Origin of the sequence: Pseudomonas sp. BRM28, from assembly GCF_002939405.1 — a bacterium.
In the GTDB taxonomy this organism is placed as follows: Bacteria; Pseudomonadota; Gammaproteobacteria; order Pseudomonadales; family Pseudomonadaceae; genus Aquipseudomonas; species Aquipseudomonas palmensis.
Genome location: NZ_PEFV01000001.1, coordinates 5,251,831 through 5,277,693 on the forward strand (window position 1 = coordinate 5,251,831; position 25,863 = coordinate 5,277,693).

Annotated in this window: 19 protein-coding genes; 5 read left to right on the forward strand and 14 right to left on the reverse strand. The window is 67.7% G+C overall.

Features of this window, described 5'->3' with window-relative positions; genetic code table 11:
* Positions 1 to 9: 9 nt before the first annotated feature.
* Together fdnG and CR917_RS24220 are read right to left on the reverse strand one after the other, a co-directional pair.
* Complete coding sequence (gene fdnG / locus CR917_RS24215; protein WP_078480172.1) at positions 10 to 3,060, reverse strand: formate dehydrogenase-N subunit alpha; 3,051 nt, start codon at positions 3,058 to 3,060, stop codon at positions 10 to 12.
* Positions 3,061 to 3,290: 230 nt separating this feature from the next.
* Positions 3,291 to 3,569, reverse strand: coding sequence for a YceK/YidQ family lipoprotein (locus CR917_RS24220; RefSeq protein WP_116054465.1), 279 nt, complete (start codon positions 3,567 to 3,569; stop codon positions 3,291 to 3,293).
* A 171-nt stretch (positions 3,570 to 3,740) separates the two neighbouring features.
* On the opposite strand from CR917_RS24220, the gene CR917_RS24225 reads away from it, so the two are divergent.
* Positions 3,741 to 4,091, forward strand: coding sequence for a hypothetical protein (locus CR917_RS24225; protein WP_043862958.1), 351 nt, complete (start codon positions 3,741 to 3,743; stop codon positions 4,089 to 4,091).
* Here CR917_RS24225 and CR917_RS24230 read toward each other — a convergent pair.
* From CR917_RS24230 to CR917_RS24280, 11 genes are all read right to left on the reverse strand, one after another.
* Positions 4,088 to 4,339, reverse strand: a complete 252-nt coding sequence (locus CR917_RS24230) for a hypothetical protein (protein WP_043862957.1) — start codon at positions 4,337 to 4,339, stop codon at positions 4,088 to 4,090. The genes CR917_RS24225 and CR917_RS24230 overlap by 4 nt on opposite strands.
* Positions 4,340 to 4,369: 30 nt before the next feature.
* Positions 4,370 to 4,552: a hypothetical protein gene (locus CR917_RS24235; RefSeq protein ID WP_146095039.1), complete on the reverse strand. Its 183-nt coding sequence runs from the start codon at positions 4,550 to 4,552 to the stop codon at positions 4,370 to 4,372.
* 59 nt (positions 4,553 to 4,611) lie between these two features.
* On the reverse strand, positions 4,612 to 5,697 hold the full coding sequence (locus CR917_RS24240; protein WP_043862955.1) for a helix-turn-helix transcriptional regulator: 1,086 nt from the start codon (positions 5,695 to 5,697) through the stop codon (positions 4,612 to 4,614).
* A 118-nt stretch (positions 5,698 to 5,815) separates the two neighbouring features.
* Positions 5,816 to 6,874: an autotransporter outer membrane beta-barrel domain-containing protein gene (locus tag CR917_RS24245; RefSeq protein ID WP_043862954.1), complete on the reverse strand. Its 1,059-nt coding sequence runs from the start codon at positions 6,872 to 6,874 to the stop codon at positions 5,816 to 5,818.
* A 318-nt stretch (positions 6,875 to 7,192) separates the two neighbouring features.
* A complete protein-coding gene (glgX, locus tag CR917_RS24250) occupies positions 7,193 to 9,358 on the reverse strand; it encodes a glycogen debranching protein GlgX (RefSeq protein WP_054915395.1) in 2,166 nt (721 codons plus the stop codon).
* Positions 9,359 to 9,460: 102 nt separating this feature from the next.
* Positions 9,461 to 9,763, reverse strand: a complete 303-nt coding sequence (locus CR917_RS24255; RefSeq protein WP_043862952.1) for a DUF2934 domain-containing protein — start codon at positions 9,761 to 9,763, stop codon at positions 9,461 to 9,463.
* A complete protein-coding gene (locus tag CR917_RS24260) occupies positions 9,760 to 12,564 on the reverse strand; it encodes a malto-oligosyltrehalose synthase (RefSeq protein ID WP_104573078.1) in 2,805 nt (934 codons plus the stop codon). The genes CR917_RS24255 and CR917_RS24260 overlap by 4 nt, the downstream gene beginning before the upstream one ends.
* On the reverse strand, positions 12,561 to 14,633 hold the full coding sequence (gene malQ, locus CR917_RS24265) for a 4-alpha-glucanotransferase (RefSeq protein WP_054915393.1): 2,073 nt from the start codon (positions 14,631 to 14,633) through the stop codon (positions 12,561 to 12,563). The genes CR917_RS24260 and malQ overlap by 4 nt, the downstream gene beginning before the upstream one ends.
* On the reverse strand, positions 14,626 to 16,398 hold the full coding sequence (gene treZ / locus CR917_RS24270) for a malto-oligosyltrehalose trehalohydrolase (RefSeq protein WP_256589754.1): 1,773 nt from the start codon (positions 16,396 to 16,398) through the stop codon (positions 14,626 to 14,628). Before treZ ends, malQ begins: the two co-directional genes overlap by 8 nt.
* Before the next feature lie 13 nt (positions 16,399 to 16,411).
* The gene (gene glgA / locus CR917_RS24275; RefSeq protein WP_104573080.1) at positions 16,412 to 17,974 is read right to left on the reverse strand and encodes a glycogen synthase GlgA; all 1,563 of its coding nucleotides are present in this window, start codon (positions 17,972 to 17,974) and stop codon (positions 16,412 to 16,414) included.
* Between the two features lie 430 nt (positions 17,975 to 18,404).
* Positions 18,405 to 19,061, reverse strand: coding sequence for an HAD family phosphatase (locus CR917_RS24280; RefSeq protein WP_043862947.1), 657 nt, complete (start codon positions 19,059 to 19,061; stop codon positions 18,405 to 18,407).
* 91 nt (positions 19,062 to 19,152) lie between these two features.
* On the opposite strand from CR917_RS24280, the gene lexA reads away from it, so the two are divergent.
* Genes lexA through CR917_RS24300 form a run of 4 tightly spaced genes read left to right on the forward strand, consistent with a single transcriptional unit; the run spans position 19,153 to position 24,886 of the window.
* Positions 19,153 to 19,770 carry a transcriptional repressor LexA gene (gene lexA, locus CR917_RS24285; protein ID WP_054915390.1) on the forward strand — a complete coding sequence of 206 codons (618 nt, stop codon included), beginning with the start codon at positions 19,153 to 19,155 and terminating at the stop codon, positions 19,768 to 19,770.
* The gene (gene imuA, locus CR917_RS24290) at positions 19,770 to 20,387 is read left to right on the forward strand and encodes a translesion DNA synthesis-associated protein ImuA (RefSeq protein ID WP_104573081.1); all 618 of its coding nucleotides are present in this window, start codon (positions 19,770 to 19,772) and stop codon (positions 20,385 to 20,387) included. Before lexA ends, imuA begins: the two co-directional genes overlap by 1 nt.
* 6 nt (positions 20,388 to 20,393) lie before the next feature.
* Entirely contained in the window at positions 20,394 to 21,812 is a 1,419-nt protein-coding gene (locus CR917_RS24295) for a DNA polymerase Y family protein (protein WP_104573082.1), read from the forward strand.
* The gene (locus tag CR917_RS24300; protein ID WP_218278986.1) at positions 21,788 to 24,886 is read left to right on the forward strand and encodes an error-prone DNA polymerase; all 3,099 of its coding nucleotides are present in this window, start codon (positions 21,788 to 21,790) and stop codon (positions 24,884 to 24,886) included. The genes CR917_RS24295 and CR917_RS24300 overlap by 25 nt, the downstream gene beginning before the upstream one ends.
* On the opposite strand, the gene CR917_RS24305 is transcribed toward CR917_RS24300, so the two are convergent.
* On the reverse strand, positions 24,887 to 25,708 hold the full coding sequence (locus CR917_RS24305; RefSeq protein WP_104573084.1) for an aldo/keto reductase: 822 nt from the start codon (positions 25,706 to 25,708) through the stop codon (positions 24,887 to 24,889).
* Between the last annotated feature and the right edge of the window lie 155 nt (positions 25,709 to 25,863).

Sequence of the window (25,863 nt, forward strand, 5' to 3'; positions counted from 1 at the left end):
TTCGCTCCCTCAGGCCTTTTCGATGTTCACGAGAAACGCCTTGTATTCCGGCGTGTGGGTATTGGAATCGCCCACCCCCGGGGTCAGGGTATTGGCCAGAAAGCCCTTGCGCGTGGTGCCTTCATAGCCCCAGTGGCAGGGGATGCCGATGGTGTCGACGTCCTGCCCGTCGATGGCCAGGCGGCGGATGCGCTTGGTCACCACGGCCTTGGCCTTGATGTAGCCACGCTGGGTGCTGACGCGCACCAGGTCGCCCTGCACGATGCCCTTGTCGGCGGCCAGCTTCTCGCCGATCTCGATGAACTGCTCGGGCTGCACGATGGCGTTGAGCCGCGCATGCTTGGTCCAGTGGCGGAACAGCTCGGTGATCGAGTAGGTGGTGGCCACATACGGGAACTGCTCACGGCTGCCCATGCGCTTGCGATCGCTTTCGTACACCCGCGCGGTGGGGCTGTAGGTCACGTTCGGGTGCAGCGGGTTGTTCGCCAGCGGGCTTTCGGTGGGCTCGTAGTGTTCGGGGAACGGCCCGTCGTTCATCGCGCCCACCGAGAACAGCCGGCCCAGGCCTTCAGGCAGCATGATGAACGGGTTGGTGTTGCTGCCCGGTGCAGCGGTGACGGCGAAGTCCGGCACGTCCACGCCGCTCCAGCGCGCCCCGTCCCAGCCAATCAGCTTGCGCTTGGGGTCCCACGGCTTGCCCTGGGGGTCGGCCGAGGCGCGGTTGTAGAGAATGCGCCGGTTCTGCGGCCACGCCCAGGCCCAGCCCGGGGTGCAACCCAGGCCGCTGTCGGCGTTGTCGCGCCGTGCCATCTGGTTGCCCTTTTCGGTCCAGGAGCCGGCGAAGATCCAGTTGAAGCTGGCAGTGGTGCCGTCGTCGCGCAGCTGCGAGAAGTCGTCGAGCAACTGGCCCTTGCGCAGAATCAGGTTGCCCTGTTCGTCGTGCAGGTCGGCCAGGGCGCGGCCGTTGGATTCCTTGGCCACTTCCTCGGGCTTGGGGTCGAACGGGTCGGCGTAGTCCCAGGCCATGTTGAGGATCGGCGCGGGGTTGGCACCGCCTTCCTTCTCGTACAGCTCGCGGATCTTCAGGAACAGGTGGCCGAGGATCTTGCCGTCGTGCCAGGCCTCGCCGGGCGGCGCAGCGCCGGCCCAGTGCCATTGCAGCCAGCGCCCGGAGTTGACGATCGAGCCGTCTTCCTCGGCAAAGCACGAGGAGGGCAGGCGGAACACTTCGGTCTGGATCGCCGCGGTGTCCACGTCGTGCTCCTCGCCGTGGTTCTGCCAGAAGCTCGAGGTCTCGGTGGCCAGCGGGTCGATGATCACCAGGAACTTGAGTTTCTCCAGCGCGGCCTGGGCCTTGTTCTTGTCCGGGAACGCCGCCACCGGGTTGAAGCCCTGGGCGATGTAGCCGTTGACCTTGCCCTCGTACATGCGGTTGCTGTAGTTGAGCACGTCGTAGCTGTCGTCCCACTTGGGCAGCCAGTCGAAGCCCCAGTCGTTGTCCTTGGTGGCCTTGTCGCCCCACAGGCTCTTCATCAGGCTGACGAAGAACTTGGGGGTGTGCTTGTAGTAGTTGACCTGGTCGGGCAGCACCGCGCTGGGCGTGGTCTGCTTGAGGTAGGTGGCCAGGTCGGTCTGCGCATCCGATGGCAGGTTCATGTAGCCGGGCAGGCGCAGCGAGAGCAGGCCCAGGTCGGTGTAGCCCTGGATGTTGGAGTGGCCGCGCAGGGCGTTGACCCCGCCACCGGCCATGCCGATGTTGCCCAGCAGCAGCTGGATCATGCCCGAGCCTCGGATCATCTGCGCGCCGTTGGTGTGGTGGGTCCAGCCCAGGGCGTAGAGGAAGGTGGCGGTCTTGTCCGGGGCACTGGTGGTGCCGAGGATTTCGCAGATCTGCAGGAAGTCGGCCTTGGGCGTGCCGCAGATGTTGGTGACCATGTCCGGGGTGTAGCGGCTGACGTGGGCCTTGAGCAGGTTCCACACGCAGCGCGGGTGGCTCAGGGTCATGTCGCGCCTGGCGAAGCCGTCGGCGTCCAGCTCGTAGGTCCAGGAGCTGCGATCGTAACTGCGCTTGGCCGGGTCGTAGCCGCTGAACAGGCCGTCGTCGAAGCTGTAGTCCTCGCGCACGATCAGGCTGGCGTTGGTGTAGGCGCGCACGTAGTCGTGCTGGATCTTGTCGTGGGTGATCAGGTAGTTGACCACGCCCATCAGGAAGGTCACGTCGGAGCCGGCGCGAATCGGCGAGTAGATGTCGGCCACGGCGGCGCTGCGGTTGAAGCGCGGGTCCACCACGATGACCTTGGCGCCATTGCGGATCTTGGCCTCGATCACCCACTTGAAGCCCACCGGGTGCGCCTCGGCGGGGTTGCCGCCCATGATCAGCACCACGTTGGCGTTCTTGATGTCGACCCAGTTGTTGGTCATGGCGCCGCGCCCGAAGGTCGGCGCCAGCGCCGAGACGGTAGGGGCGTGGCACACGCGGGCCTGGCTGTCGGTGCCCAGGATGCCCAGGGCGCGGGTGAAGCGCTGGTCCAGCGAGCCTGTTTCGCTGCTGGCGGCCGAGCTGCACAGCATGCCGGTGCTCAGCCAGCGGTTGACCGTGGTGCCCTTGTCGTTCTTCTCGATGAAGTTGGCGTCACGGTCGTCCTTCATCAGGCGTGCGATGCGCTCGATGGCGTGATCCCAGCTGATGCGCTGCCATTTGTCCGAGCCAGGGGCGCGGTATTCGGGGTAGAGCAGGCGTTGTTCGCTGTGGATGTAGTCCACCAGGCCCGCGCCCTTGGGGCACAGCGAGCCGCGGCTGACCGGGTGATCGGGGTCGCCTTCGATGTGGAAGATACGCGCCTTGGCGTTCTTGGCGCCGTCGCCAAGGCTGTACATCAGCACGCCGCAACCCACCGAGCAGTAGGTGCAGTTGTTGCGGGTTTCCTTGGCGCGCAGCAGCTTGTACTGGCGTGATTGGGTGGCCTGGGCCATGCCCGGGGCGAAGCCCAGGCTGGCCGCAGTGGCGGTGGCAGCGCCGACGGTGCACAGCTTGAAGAACTGTCTTCTGCCCAGTCCCATGGTTATCTCCTTGTACAAACGAGCTCCAGAATCGGCCGCGCACGCGCAGGCCCGCCGAGATCAGCGTCAGGATCGGTAAGTGGTATGCAGGCTAGTCACAGAGGGTGCGCGCCAAGACCCTTTCTATCGTGGGTGAATTGCGCGCATTCGGGGGCAGTTTATGCCCTTACTTAATTTGTGACTAATCGACCTTGTCGATGAACCTATAGAGGGATTCGATTGTTTGGCACTCAGCGCGAGAGGTCGGCGGGGATCATCGCGGTATCGATCACGATATCCACGGGCGCGGTGACGATAAACGCCAGCGGGCACACGATCAGCGGCCAGCAGAACTGCGCCGAGGTGGCGCTGAACAGGAACGAGAAGTTGTTGCGCACGCCCCGGTACATGCCTGGGGATGCACATTCGGCGCAGTACCCACCGCGCATCATGGTGCCGCAGCTGGTGAGGGCGAGGGTGGAGACGATGAGGGCGAGCGAGAGGATTCGGATGGTGCTGTTCCTTGGCACAGGGGGAGGGTCCGTTTTTCTGCGCGGCATTCTCTCACCGGGGGCCGGGGCAATGCTACAGTCGCTCCTTTTTCAATCAGCAGGCCAGGCCTCTTCGCTGGCAAGGCCAGCTTCTGCAGGGCCAGCGAAGAGCCCGGTGCTGCCGACACACAACCAACGGGAGAGACAACCATGCGCGCAGCAATGCTATTGGGTACGGCACTGGTGCTGGCCGGATGCGCCTCGTCGACGATGAACCAGGCTCGCCTGGGCGCACCGCACAAGACCTTCACCTCGGCCAAGGCCGAGCCGCTGGTGGCCGAGTGCATCCAGTTCGGTTGGCAGGACGAAGCCGTCTTCGGCGTGGATGCCAGCGGCTACCTCGACGCCGGCCCCAACGGTGGGGCCACGGTGTCGACACGCGATGCCGAATACTTCGCCGATGTGCGCGCCGAAGCCGGCGGCACGGTGGTCAAGTTCTACACCCTCAAGGACGATGCATTGGCCCAGCGGCGCATGGCGGCGTTGGCCACCTGCCTCTAGCCACGCCCCTCGAAACGCCCGGTGATGCGCTCGCGCCAGCTCAGCGGGCGCGCAACGTGTTCATGCGCGCCGATCTCAACCAGGGTGAAGGCGCAGCGCACGATATCGCTCACTTCCTGATCGGCCAACCGTGCGCAGGCTTCGCGGTGCGCCTGTGCCTGATCGCGACCTGCCAGGCTGTGCACCTCGAAGCCAAGGTTGCGTTTGGTGATATGCCAGTGGTGAAACACAGCGACAAAGCGGCTCATGTGCGCCCCGCAGTCAGATCAGGGATGGGGTCATGCATGCAGCTTGCCCGTGATGCGCTCTAGCCAGCTCAGGCGCCGGGGCGCCAGGGCAGTGCTGGCAATCTCGATCACGGTGAAGTCGCAGGTCTGATCGTCCTGGTAGCCCTGTTCATTGCGTATGTCGCCCGCTTCAAGGTGCGCATCGGCATGATTGTCGCTGTGTAGCGCGTGCACCTTGAAGCCCCTGTCCACGGCATGCCGGCTTCGCAAGTGAAACACCCCCACGAAGCGGCTCATGCCTGCGAAGCCCCGCGCTGTGCTTCAAGCGCCTCGATACGTGCCTGCAGGCGTTCGCGTTCCTGGCGTTCGGCGCCGATGTCCTCGAACACGCTGATCAGATGCTGCGGCTGGCCGTCCTGGCGGCGCTGCAGGGCGGTACGTGCACGTACCCAGATGTAGTGGCCCTGCTTGTGGCGCACGCGCTTTTCCACTTCGTAGCGCTCGATCTCGCCGGCCAGCAGGCGCTGCAGCAACTGCAGGTTGGCGGCCAGGTCGTCGGGGTGGGTCAGTTGCTGGAAGGTCATGCCGTACAGCGTTTCGGCGCTGTAGCCCAGCAGCTCGCAGAAGCTGCCGTTGACCCGCTGCCAGGTGCCGTCCGGGTCGATGTAGGCCAGCGCGCCCCAGGCCAGTTCGAAGATGGCGCGAAAACGTTCCTCGCTGTTGCGCAGTTGCTCTTCGGCGACCTTGCGCTCGGTGTTGTCCATGCTGATGCCGACCATCTTCACCGCGCGCCCGGCGCTGTCGCGCACCACCGTGGCGCGGGAGGCGATCCAGCGCATCTCGCCGTCGGGGCGATAGATGCGAAAGTCGCACTCGCAGCCTTCGCCTTCGAGCAGGGTCTTGCTGTACAGCGCCTGCAGCATCTCGACGTCCTCGGGGGGCAGGTGCACCCAGAAGTCTTCGTTGCGGATCACCTGCCAGCCGTACACGGCCTCGACGTTGGGCGAGTAGGTGAGTTCGTCGCTGATCAGGTTCCATTCCCAGGTCACGATGCGGGCGCCTTCCTGGGCCAGCTTCATGCGGGTTTCGCTCTCCATGATCTCGGCGGTGTAGCGCCGGCGCAGGTCGGTCATCGGCAGCTCCACCACCTGGGTCTGCTGCACGTCCTGCAGGGCTTCTTCGCCGTAGCGCAGCCAGATCCAGTTGACCTTGAGAAAGTCGGCCAGCTTGCGCAGGTTGGCATAGTCGATCTCGCCGCCGCGGGTCCATTTGTGCACGGCGGTGCGCGAGATCCCCAGGGCCGTGCCTACCGCCTGCAGCGTCAGCTTGTGGTGTTCGAGCAGTTCCTTGAGGCGAAAGGCGAAGCTGTTTTCGGTCATGCGCTGGGGTGTCCTTGGCGAGGGCATGGCCGGCCAGTATACATAAGCTGTCAACCTCAGGTTGACGGGGGTATGCGTGTCGCATCGCGGGCCTGACCCGCGATGCATTCAGCGCCGCTCACCAGCGCACACGCACCCCCAGATTGCCGATCAACCCGTTCAAGTCGTTGTCGTCCACGTCGCTGCTGTAATCGGCACTGACAAACAGCGCCACCTTGGGCGTCACCCGTGCCACCAGGCCCAGGCCCACCTCCACGGTGGTGGCGTTGCGTCCGCTGCTGATCTTGTCGACCTTGTCCAGGCTCACCGTGTCGGCGTTCGAGAAGTCGTACCACACGTTGGTGCGCACATAGGGTTCGATGGGCATGCCGCGCACCTCGTAGCGGGCCGACAGCTTCGCGCCCACCCGGCCGGTCCAGCTCGGCTGGCTGTCATAGGCCTGCAGGGTCTGGGCCTGGGCGTCGTTGCCGGGGTAGTACTGCTGGTTGATCAACTGCGCCTGGGGCTCGATCACCCAGTGCTTGCCCAGGCCGATGGGGAAGCCGCCCTCCACCGAGAATGTCAGCGCGTGGCCGTTGCCATCGAGCCGTTCGCCGTCGCTGCCGCGCCCGCTGGCGTCGAAACGGGTGCCCATGGCCACCGCATCCACATGCCAGCCCTGGTCATGCTGCAGGCTCCAGTACATGCCCAGGCTTTGCCCTTCCAGGCGCACGGCGTTCTGCTTGTCACCCAGCTGTGGCCGGCGATTGTCCAGGCCGCCCTGCAGGTTGCTGTGGCCCATGAAGATCCCGGCGCGGTGGGTGTTGCCGCCGGCGGTTTCCCGCACGAACAGGTCGGGGGCGATCTGCAGGTTCTGGTTGGGGGCATCCAGGCGTTGCGGGGCAGTCCTGACCGGGGTGGGAAAGAACTGCGCCCACTGGCTGGCAATGCCTTCGTCGCCGAACACCGCCGTGCGCTCTGCCAGGCGTTCGGAAAACGCCCCCAGCGTGCCCAGGCTCAGCCCCGACACGCTGGCCGGGACCAGCGACGGCAGCGCCAGGCCGTGTGCCGGGTTGAACATCGGGTCGTCGTCTTCCAGCCCCGCCGCCAGGCTTTCCAGCGGGGTTGCCAGCAGCAGCGACGTCGACAGTGCGTAGAAAACATACTCGAGCCCCGAAGGGCAGGGTGCGCTTTTCATGGCCGATCTCCTCTGTGTGTTACAGCCAAAGGTCTGGCCTGATGTCACGGGCTGTAAGGCAGGAACAGAGAGCGACCCAAACCAGCAAACCTGCCCCATGGCGCGCGCAAAGCCGCGTGCCAGAGGCCCGGAATGAAGTTGAACACGGTGGTTCTAGGTGTAGCTAAGGAGAGTCGCAGGCAGGCGTCAAGATTGTGTGATTATTTTGTGATGCCCGTGTTGGAGGGGGTAAGCGGTTGAAAAATAGCGGTTACTGAATGGGCATAGCCGCGTTGCGAATGACAACGCGGCTGGCTATTTCGAATGATTGCTAAAGCGTCAGGCATCCTCGTCCCGTTGCAGTTCCAACAGCAGCAACGAGCGTCCGGTGACGTTGAACACGCTGCCGAATTCCAGGCGCTGGGCCTTGCGCAGCTGCGGCCGGTCGGTGTCGATCAGGCAGTTCCAGTACTCGCCCTCGGGCACGTCGGGCAGGGTGAAGTCCACGCCGTCGTGGTGCGCGTTGACGATCAGCAGCAAGGTGGCGTCTGCCCCCGGGCGCAGGATGCCGCTGACCTGCGCGCGCCCGTCCATGAGCATGCCCAGGCAGCGCCCTTGCGGGTCTTCCCACTGTTCCACGCTCATCTCGCTGGCGTCCGGCGCCAGCCAGGTCACGTCCTTGACCCCGATCGCCTCGTTGTAGTCGCCCACCAGGAAGCGGCTGCGGCGCAGGATCGGGTAGGCCAGGCGCAGCTTGGTCAGGCGCTTGACGAACTTGAGCAGGGCGCTGCCTTGCTCGTCCAGGTCCCAGTTGATCCAGCCGATCTCGCTGTCCTGGCAGTAGGCGTTGTTGTTGCCGTGCTGGGTGCGGCTGAACTCGTCGCCGGCCACGATCATCGGCGTGCCCTGGGCCAGCAGCAGGGTGGCGAAGAAGTTGCGCATCTGGCGCTGGCGCAGGCTGTTGATCTCGGGGTCGTCGGTGGGCCCCTCGACCCCGTGGTTCCAGGAGATGTTGTTGTTGCTGCCGTCCTGGTTGTTCTCGTCGTTGTCCTCGTTGTGCTTGTCGTTGTACGACACCAGGTCGCGCAGGGTGAAGCCGTCGTGGGCGGTGATGAAGTTGACCGAGGCATAGGGGCGCCGGCCGCGGCGGTTGAACAACTCGCCGGAGGCGGTCATGCGCGCGGCAAAGTCGGCCAGCTGGCCTTCGTCGCCTTTCCAGAAGGCGCGCACGGTGTCGCGAAAGCGGTCGTTCCATTCGGCCCAGCCCGGCGCGAAGTTGCCCACCTGGTAGCCACCGGGGCCGCAGTCCCAGGGTTCGGCAATCAGCTTGACCTGGCTCAGCAGCGGGTCCTGGCGACAGGCCACCAGAAAGCTGTGCCGCTCGTCGAAGCCTTCGTGGTAGCGGCCCAGGATGGTCGCCAGGTCGAAGCGAAAGCCATCAACGTGCATCTCGCCTGCCCAGTAGCGCAGCGAGTCGGTGACCAGTTGCAGTACGCAGGGGTGGCTCAGGTCCAGGGTGTTGCCGGTGCCCGAGTCGTTGATGTAGTAGCGCTTGTCGTCGGGCATCAGGCGGTAGTACGAGGCGTTGTCGATACCGCGCATCGACAGCGTGGGGCCCTGCTCGTTGCCTTCGGCGGTGTGGTTGTAGACCACGTCCAGAATCACCTCCAGGCCGGCGTCGTGCAGGTGCGCAACCATCTCCTTGAACTCGGCGATCTTGCCGTTGGCCAGGTAGCGCGGGTGGGGCGCGAAGAAGGCGATGCTGTTGTAGCCCCAGTAGTTGTTCAGGCCCTTTTGCAGCAGGTGCTGGTCGTTGACGAAGGCGTGGATCGGCAGCAGCTCGATGGAGCTGACGCCCAGGCCCTTGATGTGCCCCAGCAGCTCGTCGTTCATCAGCCCGGCGAAGGTACCGCGCGCCGCTTCCGGCACCGCCGGGTGACGCATGCTGATGCCGCGCACGTGCGCTTCGTAGAACACGGTACGGTCCCACGGCACGCCCACGCGCTGGTCGCGGCCCCAGGTGTAGGCCGGGTCGATGACCTTGCACTTGGGCACGAACGGCGCACTGTCACGCTCGTCGAAACTGAGGTCGCCATCGGGGTGGCCGATGGTGTAGCCGAACAACGCCTCGGACCAGCGCAGCTCGCCGACCAGCTGCTTGGCATACGGGTCGATCAGCAGCTTGTTGGGGTTGAAACGGTGCCCGTTCTGCGGCTCGTAGGGGCCGTACACGCGGTAACCGTAGATCTGCCCCGGGTGCGCGTCGGGCAGGTAGCCGTGGTAGATCTCGTCGGTGTACTCGGGCAGTTCGATGCGCTCGAGCTCATGTTCGCCGCTGGCGTCGAACAGGCACAGTTCGACCTTGGTGGCGTTGGCCGAGAACAGTGCGAAGTTCACACCCAGGCCGTCCCAGGTGGCGCCCAGGGGGAAGGGCAGGCCCTCGCGGATGCGCGAAGGTTCAACGGCGTCGGGCTGGGTGTTGTGTTTGGACTTGGGCTGGGTCATGGCAATCCTTGTAGCGATCCTTGGGGGGCGAAAGGCGACGCACTGGGCGCCGGGGCAGCGTTGCGCTGCCCCGGGGCGGTAGTGACGCAAGGTACGGCGGCGTCAGGGCGTGGCGGGCTTCTTCGCGGTACGCGGCTTCTTTGCCGGGTCGGGCTTGGCCGCAGGGGCCGGCGGCTTGGCCTTGGACGCGGCGGCGCCGGGCTTTGGCTTGGCGCCAGGGGCTACCGGCGGTGCGCCTGGCGGGGTGGTACGGGGCTTGCGCGGGGCGGCCTTGGGCGCAATGGCCTCGGCTTCGGCCAACTTGCGCGCCATCTCCCAGTGGCGCTCCTCCTGGCCTTCGGGTTTACCTTCCGACTCCCAGATCTGGTAGGCGAATTCGCGGATACGTTTTTCCTCAGCACTCATCTCGACGCTCCTGATGACTCAGTCTGTTCTATGAAGAGATTGACGGGGAAGGCTTTGAGCGCAGTGCTCAGCCACAGCTCGTTAGAGGGTGTGACTGCGCCCTGGGCGAAAAGTCCCGTGCAATTGGCAGCGCACAAGGCGAACGGTAAAAGCACACGGGTATCGTCCCAGTTCTGTGCCGGGATCAAGGGTTGCGTGGCGTTGCCCAGCAGGCCCGAGGCCAGCCGCGGCACCACCACCACCGCACGTTGCGCCTCGCCGATACGGGCAAAGGCGAGCACCCGCTCGGCGTGTTTGCCGCGTACCTCCAGGGGTTGGTAGCGGCCGTGGCGAAACAGCTCGGGGTAGGCCCGGCGCTGCTCCAGCAGCTGGGCGATCAGGGCCTGCTTGACCCGCCCGTCCTGCCAGTGCCCGAGCAGTTCGGCGGGGGGCAGGCTGTCGTCCAGGGCCTGGCGGCGCGCGGCGTAGTCCACCGCGCGGCGGTTGTCCGGGTCGACCAGGCTCAGGTCCCAGCATTCGTTGCCCTGGTACAGGTCGGGCACCCCCGGCACGGTCATGCGCAGCAGGCTCTGCACCAGGCTGTTGAGCGCGCCCGGGCAGGCCAGGGCCTGCGCCGCCTCGGCCACCGACTGGCGCAGCTGCTGGCATTGCGGCTCCAGCAGCAGGGCGTCGATGAAGCGTGCGCAGGCCTGCTCGTAGGCCTCGTTGGGGGCGCTCCAGCTGCTGCGCAGCTTGGCCTCGCGCAGGGCTTTGCGCTGCCATTGGCGCAGGCGTTCGGCGTAGCCGCGCAAGGCGTGGGTGTCATCGCAGCGCAGCGTCATCGGCCAACTGCCGAGCAGGGTCTGGTACAGCAGCAGTTCATCACCGGCACTCGGTGCCACGCCATCGGCCAGTTGTGTGCGCAGGGGCGAGGCCAGTTCACGCCACAGCTCCACGCGCTGGCAGAACCAGTGGCTGCGTTCGCTGATCACCGCCAGGCGTGCGCGGCAGTCTTCGCCACGCTTGTGGTCATGGGTGGCGGTGGCCAGCAGGTTGTCGGGGAAGTGCGCCAGGCGTTGCTGGCAACTGGCATGGAAGGCCTCGGCCGGCGCGCTGAAGCGCTCGGCGTCGAAGCCCACGTCGTTGCGCGACAACAGCACCGCCGAGCGATAGAAGGCGGTGTCTTCGACGGCCTTGGCGGCGGTGGGCGAGGTCAGCTGCTGGAAGCGCACGCAGGCGTGGCGCAACTGCTTGCGCGCCCGCCCCGGGCCCAGCTCGCGCCAGGGCTGGCCGCCCAGCCAGCGCTGCAGGTAGTCCAGCAGCGGCCAGTCGGCTTCGCCCAGGCTCGAACGCGCATCGGCCAGGGCCTGCTGGAAGAACCCCTCGTCCATCGCCGGGCGCCCGCAGGCATTGATGTAGGTGCGGTACACCGGGTAGTGCTCCACCAGCGCCTGCAACGCGCGGCGGATGGCGCCCAGGGTCAGGTCGCGGCTCATGATGTCGTTGCGCGCCACCTGCAGCAGGGCCTGGGCCACCGATTCGAAGTCGCCGGCCAGGCTGGCATTGAGCACCAGCTGGCGGGCCAGGCGCAGTTCCTCGACGAACGCCGGGCGCTCGCTCAGGTCGTGCCACAGCGCGGTCAGTTCGGCTTCGCCCTGCGGGTCATGCTGCAGCAGCGAGACCTGGTTCATGAATTCGTAGCCGGTGCTGCCGTCCACCCGCCAGTCGTCGTGCAGGCGCTCGCCGGGGCCGAGGATCTTCTCCACGTAGATCGGAAAGTGCTCGAGCGCAGCGCTCAGCGGCCGGCGTGGGAGCAGGCCGTCGACGCGTCGGCGCAGCTTGCGGCAGTAACCGCGTGGGTCGGCCAGGCCGTCGATGTGGTCGATGCGCAGGCCGTCGACCAGGCCGCGCTCGATCAGCTCGAACACCTTGGCATGGGTGGCCTCGAACACCGCCGGGCGCTCCACGCGCAGGCCGCCCAGCTCGTTGACGTCGAAAAAGCGCCGCCAGTTGATGTCGTCACCGGCGGTGCGCCAGCTGGCCAGGCGGTAGTGCTGCTGTTCGAGCAGTTGATGCAGGTGCTCGAAACCGCTGGGGGTGCGCCCGTCGAAGGCGGCCAGCACCTGTTCGATGGCCTGGCCGATGCGCGGCTCGCGGGCCAGTTCGGCCAGGGCCTGGTGCACCGCCTCGACGTTGGCCGGGGCGTGGCGCTGGCCCTCGAAGGCGGCAAAGCGTGCCCCCAGCTCGCTCAGCTCGGGGTGGCCGCTGACGCACAGGATGCGCGCATAGTCCGGCGGGCTGATCGGGAAGCGGTGTTCGTGGTGCTCGATGTGAAAGCGCCCGTGGCGGGCGTCGAAACGCAGCGGGATTTCCCCGGCCTGCAGCACTGCGCCATAGTCGCTGGCCAGGAACGGCAACAGCAACTGGCCTTTGAGCAACGGGTCGGGCGAATGCCACTGGATGTCGAAGAACTCGGCGTAGGGGCTGCGCCGGCCCCAGGCCAGCAGGTCCTGCCACCAGGGGTTGTGTGCGCCGCCCACGGCCATGTGGTTGGACACGATGTCCAGGATCAGGCCCATGCCGTGCTGGCGCAGCGCGGCCACCAGGCGTTCCAGCGCCGCCTCGCCACCCAGTTCGGGGCTCACCCGGGTCGGGTCGACCACGTCGTAGCCGTGGCGCGAACCGGGCCGCGCCTGCAACAGGGGCGAGGCGTACAGGTGGCTGATGCCCAGCCGGGCGAAGTAGGGCACCAGCGGCACCGCATCGTCGAGGCTGAAGTCGGCATGAAATTGCAGGCGCAGTGTGGCGGTGAGGCTGTTCATCGGTCACGCTCGAAGGCTTGTTCACGGGCCTGGGCCAGCAGCTCGAGGCGTCGCGCCGCATCGCTGTCGTCCAGCAGCTGTGCGGCGGGCAACGCGAAGCGGCGGCGCCAGTTGGGGTGGGTGTCGACGGTGCCGGGCAGGTTGGGTTGTTCGTCCACGCCCAGCAGGTCTTCCAGCGGTACCAGCACCAGCGGCGCGCGGGTATGCCCGAGCAGGCGCAGGCTGGCGTCGATCAGGGTGTCGGCTTCGCTGCTGGTGTCGCCGTAGCTGCTGTGCAGCAGGCGACGCAGGCCCTGGATTTCATGCTGGCGGCTGTCGCGCCAGTCGCGCTCGGTGATCGCGTCGATCGCCCCCAGGCGCTGGCCCCAGTCGATGTCGCGAGCCTGCAGCCAGCCTGCCAGCGGGGGCAGGTCGTGGGTGCTGGTGGTGGCCAGGGCGTTGTCGGGCCAGTCGAGGATGGGGGTGAACTGCCCGGGCGGGTCCTGCTCGAACAGCAGCACACGCATGCCCAGGATCGCGCGGGCCGCGAGCTTTTCGCGCAGGCCTTCGGGCACCGTGCCCAGGTCTTCGCCGAGCACGATGGCCTTGTGGCGCACCGACTCCAGGGCCAGCAGGCGCAGCAGGTCGTCCAGTGGGTAGTGCAGGTAGGCGCCTTCGCTGGGGGCGGCGCCCTGGGGGATCAGCCACAGGCGCTGCAGGCCCATTACATGGTCGATGCGCAGGCCCCCGGCGTGGGCGAAGTTGGCCCGCAGCATCTCGATGAAGGCGCGGTAGCCGTTGCGGCGCAGGCCCTCGGGGGAGAACGCGCAGATGCCCCAGCTTTGCCCCGATCGGTTGAGGATGTCGGGCGGGGCGCCGACGTGCAGCTCGGCCAGCAGCTCGTCCTGGCGGCTCCAGGCCTGGCTGCCGGTACCGTCGGCCCCCACTGCCAGGTCGGCGATCAGGCCCACCGCCATGCCGCTGCCGCGCGCCGCTTCCTGGGCACGCTCCAGGCTGCGCGCGATCAGCCACTGGCAGAAGGCATAGAAGCCGATCTGCTCGACGTGGTCGGCGGCAAACGCGGCAATCTCGGCGCTGCGCGGGTCGAGCCAGGCGGCCGGCCACTGGCGCCAGTCCTGGCTTTCGCCGCGTTCGGCGGCGGCATCGAGCAGCGCTTCGAAGCGGCAGTGGTCTTCCAGCGCCTGGCCGCCGGCGTGGCGAAAGCTGTCGAAGTCGGCGCGCTGCGGTTGCTCGCCCTTGATAAAGCCCTGGTACAGCGCCTGCAATATCTGCTGGCGTGCCCCGGCCGCCCGTGGCCAGTCGATCAATGGCAGGCCTTCGAGCTGTTCGAGCTGGGCCTCAAGGCCCAGGGCCTGGACCGTGATGCGCACCGTGCGCTCGTCGATCACCGCCTGGGGGCTGGCATACAGGCTGTTCAGAAACAGCCGGCTGGACGGCGAATACGGGCTGTAGCTGGGGTGGTTGCGGGTGAACATGGCGTGCACCGGGCTGATGGCCAGGGCCGTGGCGCCACGCTCGGCGGCGCTGCGTGCCAGGCCCTCCAGTGCCAGGCAGTCGCCCAGCCCGCCGTCGCCCGGGCGGCGCAGGCTGTACAGCTGGGCACTCAGGCCCCAGCACCGTGGGTGCGGGGTGCCCAGCGCATCGGCCAGGCTGTAGCACTGCGCCGGGGCCACGGCCAGGGTGAAGGTGGTGGCGTCGATATGCAGCTGGTGATACCCCAGTGGCAGCCCTGGCGGCAGCAGGGCCTGGGCATCCAGCTGCAGCTGCTGGCGGGTGCCGTCCTCGTGCTGCACCTCGCAGCGGCTGTTGGCCGCGAAGTAGCGCGACAGGTCCAGCGGCTGGTGCTGGTCGACCGTCAGCAGTGGCGGCAGGTGACGGGAATCGTGGGCTTTTTCCAGGGCCTTGAGGCTGTTGGCGATGGCGATGTCGTCGGCGGCCGGGTGGCCAAGGGCGGCCAGGATGCGCCGCAGGACCGGTTCGCTGACACGCTGGGCGCGCCCGTTGGCGTCGATCCAGTCCACCGCCAGGCCAGCGCGTTCGGCCAGTTGCAGCAAGGGTAGGTCAGGCATGCACAGGCTCCGTGGGGCAGGAAGGGGTCAGGCTCACCACGCAGCTCAACGGCGGCAGGCAGGGTGGGCCCGGGGGCAGTTCGCAACTTTCGAACAGGTGCCGCTCGCGGGCCGGCAGGTCCAGGGCCAGTGGCTGCTGGCCGAGGTTGAGGTCGATGCGCAGCTCGCTGCCATCGCCCAGTTGCCAGCGGGCGCTCACGCCCTGGCCGTCGACCACCTGGGCGCCCAGGGCGCGGGTGCCCGGCAGGCGCGGGATGATGTGCTGGTGGCGCAGGTACAGCAGGCGACGGTACAGCGCCACCCACTGCTCGCTGTCCTCGCCCCATTGCGGTTGCGAGTCGAGGAAGGTCTGGGCGGCGTTCGGGTCGGGGATGCGCGCCCGTTGCTCGGGGTCGGCGAAGGCCTTGAACCCCTTGAACTCGGCGCGTCGGCCTTCGCGCACGGCGGTGGCAAGGTCGTCGTGGTGATCGGTGAAGAACAGGAAGGGCTGGCGGCACCCCCAGTCATCGCCCATGAACAGCAGCGGGATCATCGGTGCCAGCAACAGCAGCCCGGTGGCGGCGCGCAGGGCCTGGGGCGGGCACAGGCGCTCGAGCCGCTCGCCCAGCGCGCGGTTGCCGATCTGGTCATGGTTCTGCAGAAACAGCACGAAGGCACTGGGCGGCAGGTGGCCGCTGGCTTCGCCACGCGGTTCGCCGTTGCGGTCCGGCTGGCCCTGGAACACGAACCCCTGGCTCAGGCAACGCGCCAGCTTGTTCAGCGGCGCCTCGTGGTAATCGACGTAGTAGCCTTCCTGCTCGCCGGTCAGCAGCACGTGCAGGGCGTTGTGGCCATCGTCGTTCCACTGGGCGTCGTAGCCCTCCTGAAGCAGGTGCGCCTGGTTGCGCTCGTTCTCGAGGGTGAGCCACACCTGCCGGCCCGGTGCGGTGCTGGCGCGCACGCGGCGGGCCAGCTCATGCAGAAAGTCAGGGTCGTCGATGGCGTGCACCGCATCCAGGCGCAGGCCGTCGAAGCGGTAGTCGTGCAGCCACATCAGGGCGTTCTCGATGAAGAAGTCGCGCACCTGGCGGCGACGAAAATCGATGGCCGCGCCCCAGGGCGTATGCCGGTCTTCGCGAAAGAAGCCCTGGGCATAACGGTGCAGGTAATTGCCGTCGGGGCCGAAGTGGTTGTACACCACATCCAGCAGCACCATCAGCCCCAGCGCGTGGGCCTGGTCGATCAGCGCCTTGAGTTGCTGCGCAGTGCCATAGCTCGCTTGCGGGGCGAACGGCAGCACGCCGTCATAGCCCCAGTTGCGCTGGCCGGGAAACTGCCCGATGGGCATCAGCTCGATGGCGGTCACGCCCAGTGCGGCCAGGCGCGGCAGGTGCCTGGCCACGCCGGCGTAACCGCCCAGCAGGCCCACGTGCACTTCATAGATGACTGCCTCGTGCCAGGGGCGGCCCTGCCAGTCGGGGTGTTGCCAGGCATATTCGGTGCCCAGCACCTGGCTGGGGCCGTGCACGCCGTCGGGCTGGGCACGGCTGGCCGGGTCGGCGACCGACAGGTCGCCGTCGATACGGTAGCGATAGCGCGTACCGGCCGGGCAGGGCAGGCGCAGCACGAACCAGCCGTCGTCACTGCGCTGCATGGGTTGCGGGGCGGCGTTTTCACATTCCACCTCCACCTGCCGGGCATCGGGCGCCCAGAGGGCGAAGCGGGTGGTGTGGCTGTCCAGCATCACGGCCCCGTGGGTCGCGTGTTCCTGTGACCTGAAGGGCATACGGCAGTTCTCCTCAGCCTGCGTTGAGCGTGGCGCGCGTCACCAGTTCCTCGTACAGGTGGGCATAGGGTTCCACGGCCTGACACCAGTTGAATGGCTGGGTCATGGCCAGGCAGCGCATGGCATTGAGCAAGTGTTTCTTGCCGTATACGTAGAAGGCCCGCGAGAGTGCTTCGCGGTAGCTCTCCACGCTCGATTCGTCGAACAGAAAGCCGGTGACGCCATTCTCGATGGTGTCGGCCAGGCCGCCGGTGTTGCGCGCCACCGGCAGCGAGCCGAAGCGCTGCGCGTACATCTGGCTCAGGCCGCAGGGCTCGTAGCGCGAGGGCATCAGCAGAAAGTCGCTGCCGGCGAACATGCGCCGTGCGTCGGTCTCGTTGAAGCCGATGCGCACCCCCACGCGGCCCGGGAAGCGGCTGGCCAGCTCGCGCATGGCTTGTTCTTCCTCCGGTTCGCCGCGGCCGATGATGGCGATCTGGCCGCCCTGTTCGACGATGTACTCGGCCACCCCCAGGGTCAGGTCCAGGCCCTTCTGGTACACCAGGCGCGAGACCACGGCGAACAGCGGGCCGGTGGAGGGCTCCAGCTCGAACAGCTCGCGCACCTGGCTGCTGTTGGCCGCCTTGCCTTCCCAGTCGTTGATGCTGAAGCGGTGGGTCAGGTGGGTGTCGGTGGCCGAATCCCAGCTTTCGTCGATGCCGTTGGGGATGCCGCTGAGCAGGCCCTGCTGCGCCTTGCTGCCAAGAAAACCGTCGAGCCCGCAGCCGAAGGCCGGGGTGGTGATTTCCCGGGCATAGGTGGCGCTGACCGTGGTGATGTGGCTGGAGTAGGCCAGGCCGGCCTTGAGAAACGACAGCTTGCCGTAGAACTCCATGCCTTCCTGTTGCAGGGCGTGTTCGGGAATCGCCAGTTCCGGGCAGCAGCCGCGGCTGACCACCCCCTGGTAGGCCAGGTTGTGGATGGTGAACAGGGTGGGGGTGTTCAGGCCGCGCCAGTGCATGTAGGCCGGGGCCAGGCCGGCAGGCCAGTCGTGGGCGTGCACCAGATCGGGCTTCCAGTGCACCATGCCCTCGCCCGCGGCGATTTCGGCGGCGGCCAGGCCCAGGCGGGCGAAGCGGATATGGTTGTCGGGCCAGTCACGGCCATTGTTGGCGCCGTAGGGGGTGCCTTCGCGCTGGTACAGCTCGGGGCAGATCAGTACATAGATGACCAGACCGTCGGCCAGGTCCATGCGCCCGATCTTGCACGGGGGCAGTGCGGCATGGCCGCCCAGCTCGCCCACCAGGTGGATCGGGTTGTCGCTTTCGAGTACCTGCGGGTAGCCGGGGATCAGCACGCGTACATCGTGCAGGTGGCGCATGGCGCGGGGCAGGGCGGCGGAGACGTCGCCCAGGCCGCCGGTCTTGACCAGGTCGGCGATTTCCGAGGTCACGAACAGCACCTTGCGCTTGTTCGGGTTGCGCCGGGTATCGAGGGCAGGGGCCTTGGCTGTCGTGACGATCTGGGCAGCACGCACCTGCGCGCTGGTATCCGGGTTGAAATGCTCTACATGAGGTTCGACAGCGGCGCTGATCATACTTGTCTCCGTCCCTTGTTCTGCGGGCGTATCCCACCCGCTGCATGTCTGTACTGTTGTTCTCGCTATGTCATGTGATGCGGTGAAACGCCCCGGACACACGTGCAAGCGCTACGCCAGCCGGCGCTCCTGCCGATGGCGTGCTGACGAGTGGGGGGTGGGCTGCGCCTGGGTAACCAGAGTCGTTGGCCTACTTAGTTGCTGACCTACCGGGTTTGCAGAAGTTTCGACTATTTTCGATCGAGTTTTCCGGACGGTATCAGGTCGATTGAACAGTGTAGGAGAGGGGCGGGATAAATGTGACCCGTTGGTCATGTTTTGTGAATTGGCCGGCTCAGGGGTGCACCGACAGCGAACGTGCACCGCTCGAAGGTGACCCCCGATGGTGCACGTGCCAGCCTGGCTGGCGAAACCGGCGCGGTGGGTGGCTTCAGCCGCTCATCTGCGCAATCAGTTGCCACAGGCGCTCATCGTCGAAGTTCTTCACCACCAGCTGCGCACCGGCCTCCAGCAGCACCTGCGGCGCCTGGCTGGTCGACAGGCCCACGGTAAGGATCCCCGCGCGGCTCGCTGCCGTCACGCCCGGCACCGAATCCTCGAACGCCAGCGCATGGTCTGCCCTGGCCCCCAGGCGTTCCAGGCCGGTGAGGTAGGGCAGGGGATCGGGCTTGGCCCGTGCCAGTTCCTCGGCCACCAGCACATGCTCGAAGCGCTGGGCCAGGCCCATGGCTGCCAGCATGTGCTGCGCATTGGCCCGTGGCGCATTGGTGACCACGGCCATGCCGATGCCGCGGCGCTCGGCATGCGCCAGCAGGCGTTCGAGGCCGGCAGTGGGCTGCAAGGTCGGCGACAGCGCACGAAAGCGCGCCTCCTTGCGGTCGGCGAACGCCTCATGCTCGGCCACCGGGCGCCCGGGGAACAGGTAGCGGCACATGTCGGCGTTGGCCCGGCCACTGACGTGGGCGTCGAACTCGGCCTCGCTCAGTTCGCGACCCTGCTCACGCAGCAACTGCTGCAGTGCCTGCAAATGCAGGGTATCGGTGTCGGTCAGGGTGCCATCGAGGTCGAACAGCAGGGCTTCAAGCATGGGGCGCGGTTTCCATTGCACGGCGGGCCATCATAACCATTTTGCCGTGGCGATCAGCGGGGCTGGTCAGATAAACCCGAAAAGAGTACAAATGTGCTCCATGAACAGACTATCGCCCAAACGTGCCGCCATCCTGACCTTCATCCGCGACCGCATCGCGCAGCAAGGGCAGCCCCCGAGCCTGGCCGACATCGCCCAGGCCTTCGGTTTTGCCTCGCGCAGCGTGGCGCGCAAGCACATCCAGGCGCTGTGCGAGGCCGGCTTCATCGAAGTCACCCCCAACCAGGCGCGCAGCATCCGCCTGGCCGGTGCGCTGCGCCGCCCCGAGGTGCTGGAGATCCCGGTACTGGGCCAGGTGGCCGCCGGCCGCCCGATCGGGCCCGACGTGGACATCCACGAACAGCTGATGCTCGATGCGCACCTGTTCAGCCGTACCCCCACCTACCTGCTGAAGGTGCGCGGCGACTCGATGATCGACGACGGTATCTTCGACGGCGACCTGGTGGGCATTCACCAGCAGCCCGATGCCCGCGACGGGCAGATCGTGGTGGCCCGGCTCGATGGCGAGGTCACCATCAAGCGCTTCCAGCGCGCAGGCACGCACTACCGCCTGCTGCCGCGCAACCCGGCCTATGCACCGATAGACGTGGGGCCCGAACGCGACTTCGTGATCGAAGGGGTGTTCTGCGGCCTGTTGAGGCGCGACTGATGGGCGCGGTGGTCAGCCTCGACGGGCTGCTCGACGAGCGTCGGGTCTGGAAGGGGCGCCCGCTGGCCCAGCCCCGGGGCCTGCAACCCACCGGGCATGCCGCGCTGGACGCGGTGCTGCCCGGCGGCGGCTGGCCACCGGGTGCGCTCAGCGAACTGCTGCTGGCTGCCGAGGGCGCCGGCGAGCTGCACCTGCTCTGGCCGAGCCTGGCGCGCCTGACTGCCAGCGGCGAACGGGTGGTGCTGGTGGCGCCGCCGTTCATTCCGTACCCGCCCGCCTGGCTGGCAGCCGGTGTCGACCTGCGCTGGCTGTCGCTGATCCAGGCCTCCCGCATCGAGGCCCTGTGGGCCGCCGAGCAGTGCCTGCGCTCGGGCAGTTGCGGCGCGGTGCTGTGCTGGCCGCAGCAGGTCGACGACCGCGCCTTGCGCCGCCTGCAGGTGGCTGCCGAAACCGGCCAGACCCTGGCCTTTGCCTGCCGCCCGCAGCAGGCGGCACTCAACCCGTCGCCGGCCGCGCTGCGCATTGCCGTCGACCTGCACCCGGCCCAGTGGCGGGTGCTCAAGTGCCGTGGCGGGCTGGCCCCGGCCACCCCGATCGCCATGGCCGGGCGAGGGTGATGGGCGATGCTGTGGGCCTGCATCCTGCTGCCGCAACTGGCACTCGACAGCGTGCTGCGCGGTCGCGACGACCCCCAGGCACCGCTGGTGCTGCTCAGCGGCCCGGCGCAGCGGCGCGTATTGCAGGCGGTCAACCCGGCGGCCCGGGCCCTGGGGCTGCGCGCCGGGCAGAGCCTGAGCACCGCGCAGGCCCTGGCCAGCAGTTTTACCTGCGTCGAGCATGACCCGGCGGCGGTCGAGCAGTTGCAGCAATTGCTGGCCGCCTGGGCCTACCAGTTCAGTTCGCAGGTCAGCCTGCATTACCCACGCACCGTGTTGCTCGAAGTCGAATCCAGCCTGGGCCTGTTCGGGCCCTGGTCGCTGTTCGAGGCCCGCCTGCGCAAGGAGCTGGGCGAGCTGGGGCTGCGTCATCGCATCGTGCTGGCCAGCAACCCGGTGGCGGCGCGCATGCTGGCCAACGCCCATGACGGGCTGGCACTGAACGACCCCCAGACCACCCGCGCCGCCCTTGCGCAGATGCCCGTGGACCGCATCGGCCTGCCGGTGGAGGCCGCCACGGCCTTGTCGCGCATGGGCCTGCGCGACCTTGGGCAGGTGCTGGGGTTGCCGCGCGACACCCTGGCCAGGCGTTTTGCCGCCAGCGTGCAGGTGCACCTGGATCGCCTGCTGGGCCTGCGCCCCATGGCGCTGGCGTGCTACCGGCCGCCGGACCGGTTCGAGGCGCGCCTGGAACTCAACTTCGATGTGGAATCGCACCAGGCGCTGTTGTTTCCGTTGCGCCGGCTGATTGCCGACCTGGCGGCGTTCCTGGCCAGCCGTGACGGCGGCGTGCAGCGTTTTACCCTGCACCTGGAACATGCCCGGGGCGTCGCCACGCCGGTGGTGGTCGGCCTGCTGGCCGCCGAACGCGAGGCGGGCATGCTGTTCGAGCTGGCACGCGGGCGCCTGGAGCAGTTGAGCCTGCCCGCACCGGTGCGCAGCGTGCGCCTGGTGGCCGACGACCTGCCGGCGTTCGTGCCGCAACCGGGCGAGCTGTTCAATGCGCGGCCCCAGCAGCAACAGGGCTGGGAGCAGTTGCGCGAGCGTTTGCGTGCACGCCTGGGCGATGAGAGCGTGCGGGCTGTGCAGGCTTTTGCCGACCACCGCCCCGAGTGCGCCTGGCAGGCGGCAGGCGGCGCCCCGCCGCTGGCCCGTGCGCCGGGCGGGCCGCCGCGCCCGGGCTGGCTGCTGGCCGAGCCGCAGGCCTTGGCGCCCGAGGGCCTGCGCCTGCTGGCCGGGCCCGAGCGGATCGAATCCGGCTGGTGGGATGGCGGCGATGTGCGGCGTGACTACTACCTGGTCGAAACCCCGGCTGGCCAGCGCGGCTGGGCCTACCGGCCACTGGGCGAAGGCGGGCCGTTGTGGCTGCAGGGCTGGTTCGCATGAGCGTGGGCTATGCCGAGCTGCACTGCCTGTCGAACTTCACCTTCCAGCGCGGGGCCTCGAGTGCCCGCGAGCTGTTCGAGCGGGCGCACCAGCAGGGCTACCAGGCCCTGGCGATCACCGACGAATGCACCCTGGCCGGTATCGTGCGCGCCTGGCAGGCGGCCAGGGAGACGGGCCTCAAGCTGATCGTCGGCAGCGAGGTGCGGGTGCACGACGGCCCCAGGCTGGTGCTGCTGGTCGAAAACCTGAGCGGCTACCAGCACCTGTGTCGGCTCATCACCCTGGCGCGGCGCCGGGCGAAAAAGGGCGAATACCAGCTGCTGCGCGAAGACTTCGCCGGCCCGTTGCACGGCCTGCTGGCGCTGTGGGTGCCGGACGAGCCGTTGCAGGCCGGCCCCGGCCTGTGGCTGCGCGAGGTGTTCGGCGAGCGCCTGTGGCTGGCGGTGCAACTGCATCGCGGTGCCGACGACCATCAGCGCCTGCAACAACTGCAGGGGTTGGCCGCGAGCCTGAACCTGCGCACCGTGGCCTGTGGCGACGTGCACATGCATGCGCGTGGGCGGCGCGCGCTGCAGGACTGCATGAGCGCGCTGCGCCATCACAGCACCGTGGCCGGTGCCGGGCAGCACCTGTTCGCCAATGGCGAGCGGCACCTGCGGCCCCTGGCGCAGCTGGCCGAGCTGTACCCGGCCCACCTGCTTGAGGCCACCCTGGAGATTGCCCGGCGCTGCACCTTCGACCTCGGCCAGTTGCGCTACCAGTACCCGCGCGAAGTGGTGCCCGAGGGGTACACGCCGACCGGCTGGCTGCGCACGCTGTGCGAACGCCAGGTGCCGTGGCGCTGGCCGGGGGGAATCGAGCCGGCCGTGCGCCAGACCCTCGAACACGAACTGGCACTGATCGCCGAGCTGGGTTACGAGAGCTACTTCCTGACCGTCTACGACATCGTTCATTTTGCCCGTGGCCAGGGCATTCTGTGCCAGGGCCGGGGCTCGGCAGCCAACTCGGTGGTGTGCTTCGTGCTGGGCATCACCGAGCTGGACCCGACCCGCACGCACCTGCTGTTCGAGCGCTTTTTATCGCGTGAACGCGACGAGCCGCCGGACATCGACGTGGACTTCGAGCACGAACGGCGCGAAGAGGTGCTGCAATACGTGTTCAACCGCTATGGCCGCCACCGCGCCGCCCTGACGGCCGTGGCCAGCACCTACCATGCCGCCGGGGCGGTGCGCGACATTGCCCGGGTGCTGGGGCTGCCGCCCGACCAGATCAACGCCCTGGCCGATTGCTGCGGGCGCTGGACCGACCGCATCCCGCCGCCGGAGCGGTTGCGCGAAGCCGGTTTCGACCCCGACAGCCCGCTGCTGCACCGGGTGCTGACCTTGACCGGCGAGCTGATCGGCTTCCCCCGGCACCTGTCGCAGCACCCTGGTGGCTTCGTGATTTCCGAGCAGCCACTGGACACCCTGGTGCCGGTGGAAAACGCCGCCATGGACGAACGCACGGTGATCCAGTGGGACAAGGACGACCTGGACATGGTCGGCCTGCTCAAGGTCGATATCCTGGCCCTGGGCATGCTCAGCGCCTTGCGCCGCTGCTTCGACCTGGTGCGCTACCACCGCGGGCGCGAGCTGACCATCGCGACCCTGCCGCCGGACGATGTCCCCACCTACGACATGATCGGCCGTGCCGATACCGTGGGGGTGTTCCAGATCGAGTCACGGGCGCAGATGGCCATGCTGCCGCGGCTCAAGCCACGCGAGTTCTACGACCTGGTGATCGAGGTGGCCATCGTGCGCCCCGGGCCGATCCAGGGCGACATGGTGCACCCGTACCTGCGCCGGCGTAACAAGCAGGAGCAGGTGACCTACCCGTCGGATGCGCTGAAGAAGGTCTTCGAGCGCACCCTGGGTGTGCCGCTGTTTCAGGAACAGGTGATGGAGCTGGCCATGGTGGCCGCCGACTATACGGCGGGCGAGGCCGACCAGTTGCGCCGTTCGATGGCCGCCTGGAAACGTCACGGCGGCCTGGAGCCACACCGCGAGCGGCTGACCCGGGGCATGCTGAACAACGGCTACAGCGTCGAGTTCGCCGAGCGCATCTTCGAGCAGATCAAGGGCTTTGGCAGCTACGGGTTCCCCGAGTCCCACGCGGCCAGCTTTGCCTTGCTGACCTACGCCAGTTGCTGGCTCAAGTGCCACGAGCCGGCGATCTTCGCCTGTGCGCTGATCAACAGCTGGCCGATGGGCTTCTACAGCCCGGACCAGATCCTGCAGGACGCGCGCCGCCACCGCATCCAGATTCGCCCGGTGGATGTGCAGCACAGCCAGTGGGACTGCAGCCTGGAGCCGGTGGGCGGCGATGAACTGGCGCTGCGCCTTGGCCTGCGCCAGGTGCGCGGCTTTCGCCAGGACGATGCCCTGCGCCTGGCACAGGCCAGGGCGCAGCGGGCGTTCGGCGATGTGGCCGACCTGTGCCTGCGTGCCGGCCTGGATGCGCGGGCGCGGGCGCTGCTGGCCGATGCCGGGGCCCTGGGCGCCCTGGCCGGGCACCGTTATCAGGCGCGCTGGGAAGTGGCGGCGGTGCAGGCGCAACTGCCGCTGTTCGCCGGGGTGGAGCCGCCCCGTGAAGCGCCGGTGAACCTGCCGGTGCCCAGCGTGGGCGAGGACCTGTTTGCCGACTATGCCAGCGTCGGCACCACATTGGGCCCGCACCCGCTGAGCCTGCTGCGCCGACGCCTGAATGGCCTGGGCTGTCGCAGTTCGCAGGCCCTGGAGGGGGCCGAACACGGCGATGCGGTGAGCGTGGCGGGGCTGGTCACCGGGCGCCAGCGGCCAGGCACTGCCAGCGGCGTGACCTTCGTGACCCTGGAGGATGAGTTCGGCATGGTCAACGTGGTGGTGTGGCGCGAGCTGGCCGAGCGTCAGCGCCGGGTGCTGGTGGGCTCGCAGCTGCTGCGGGTGATGGGTACGCTCGAATGCGCCGACGGCGTGCGCCACCTGATCGCGAAGCGCCTGGAAGACCTCAGCCCGCTGTTGCACGGGCTGGATGTGCGCAGCCGCGACTTTCGCTGATCACACCATCGCCAGGCGCTGCTTGCGGGTGGGCGGCGGGAAGGCGCGGTCGATGGCGCGCAGGTCTTCGCTGCTCAAGGTCAGGCTGGCCGCGGCGGCATTGAGCTGCACATGGCGCTTGTCCACCGCCTTGGGGATCGCGATCACGCCGTCTTCACGGGTTACCCAGGCCAGCGCCACCTGGGCCGCGGTGGCGCCATGGCGTTCGGCGATCTGGTTGAGGGTCGCGTTTTTGAGCAGGCGTCCGGCCTGGGCCAGCGGGCAGTAGGCCATGGTTGGCAAGTGGCGCTTGTGGCTGTAGGGCAGCAGGTCGAACTCGATGCCGCGCTGCTCGGGGTTGTACAGCACCTGGTTGGTGGCGCAGGCCGGGTTGTCCAGCTCGCGCAGGTCATCGGTATCGAAGTTGGACATGCCCCAGCGCCGGATCTTGCCGGCCTCGCGCAGGCGCTCGAAGGCTTCGACGGTTTCCTCCAGCGGGTACTGGCCGCGCCAGTGCAGCAGGTACAGGTCGATATGGTCGGTGCCCAGGCGCTGCAGGCTGCGCTCGCAGGCGGCGGGGATGCCGCTGCGGCTGGCGTTGTGCGGGTACACCTTGCTGACCACGCAGACCTGCTCGCGACGCCCCTGGATGGCCTGGCCCACCACCCGCTCGGCGCCGCCCTCGGCATACATTTCGGCGGTGTCGATCAACGTCAGGCCCAGGTCGATGCCGTGCTGCAGGGCGGCGACCTCGGCTTTCTGCTGGCCGGGGTCTTCGCCCATGTACCAGGTGCCCTGGCCGATGACGGGTACGGTGGAGTCGCCGAGTTCGAGCGTACGCATGGAAGGCTCCTGCAAAGTGGGGAGGGTGGTCTACTGTCCTTTAGGGTTTTGTGGCGGGTCAAGCCTACCCGCGTCGACATTGATTTGAATAACCAATCAATCCATCAAAAAAACAAAATTAACAAATGAGTGGCCAAGGGTGAAGATGGCCCCAG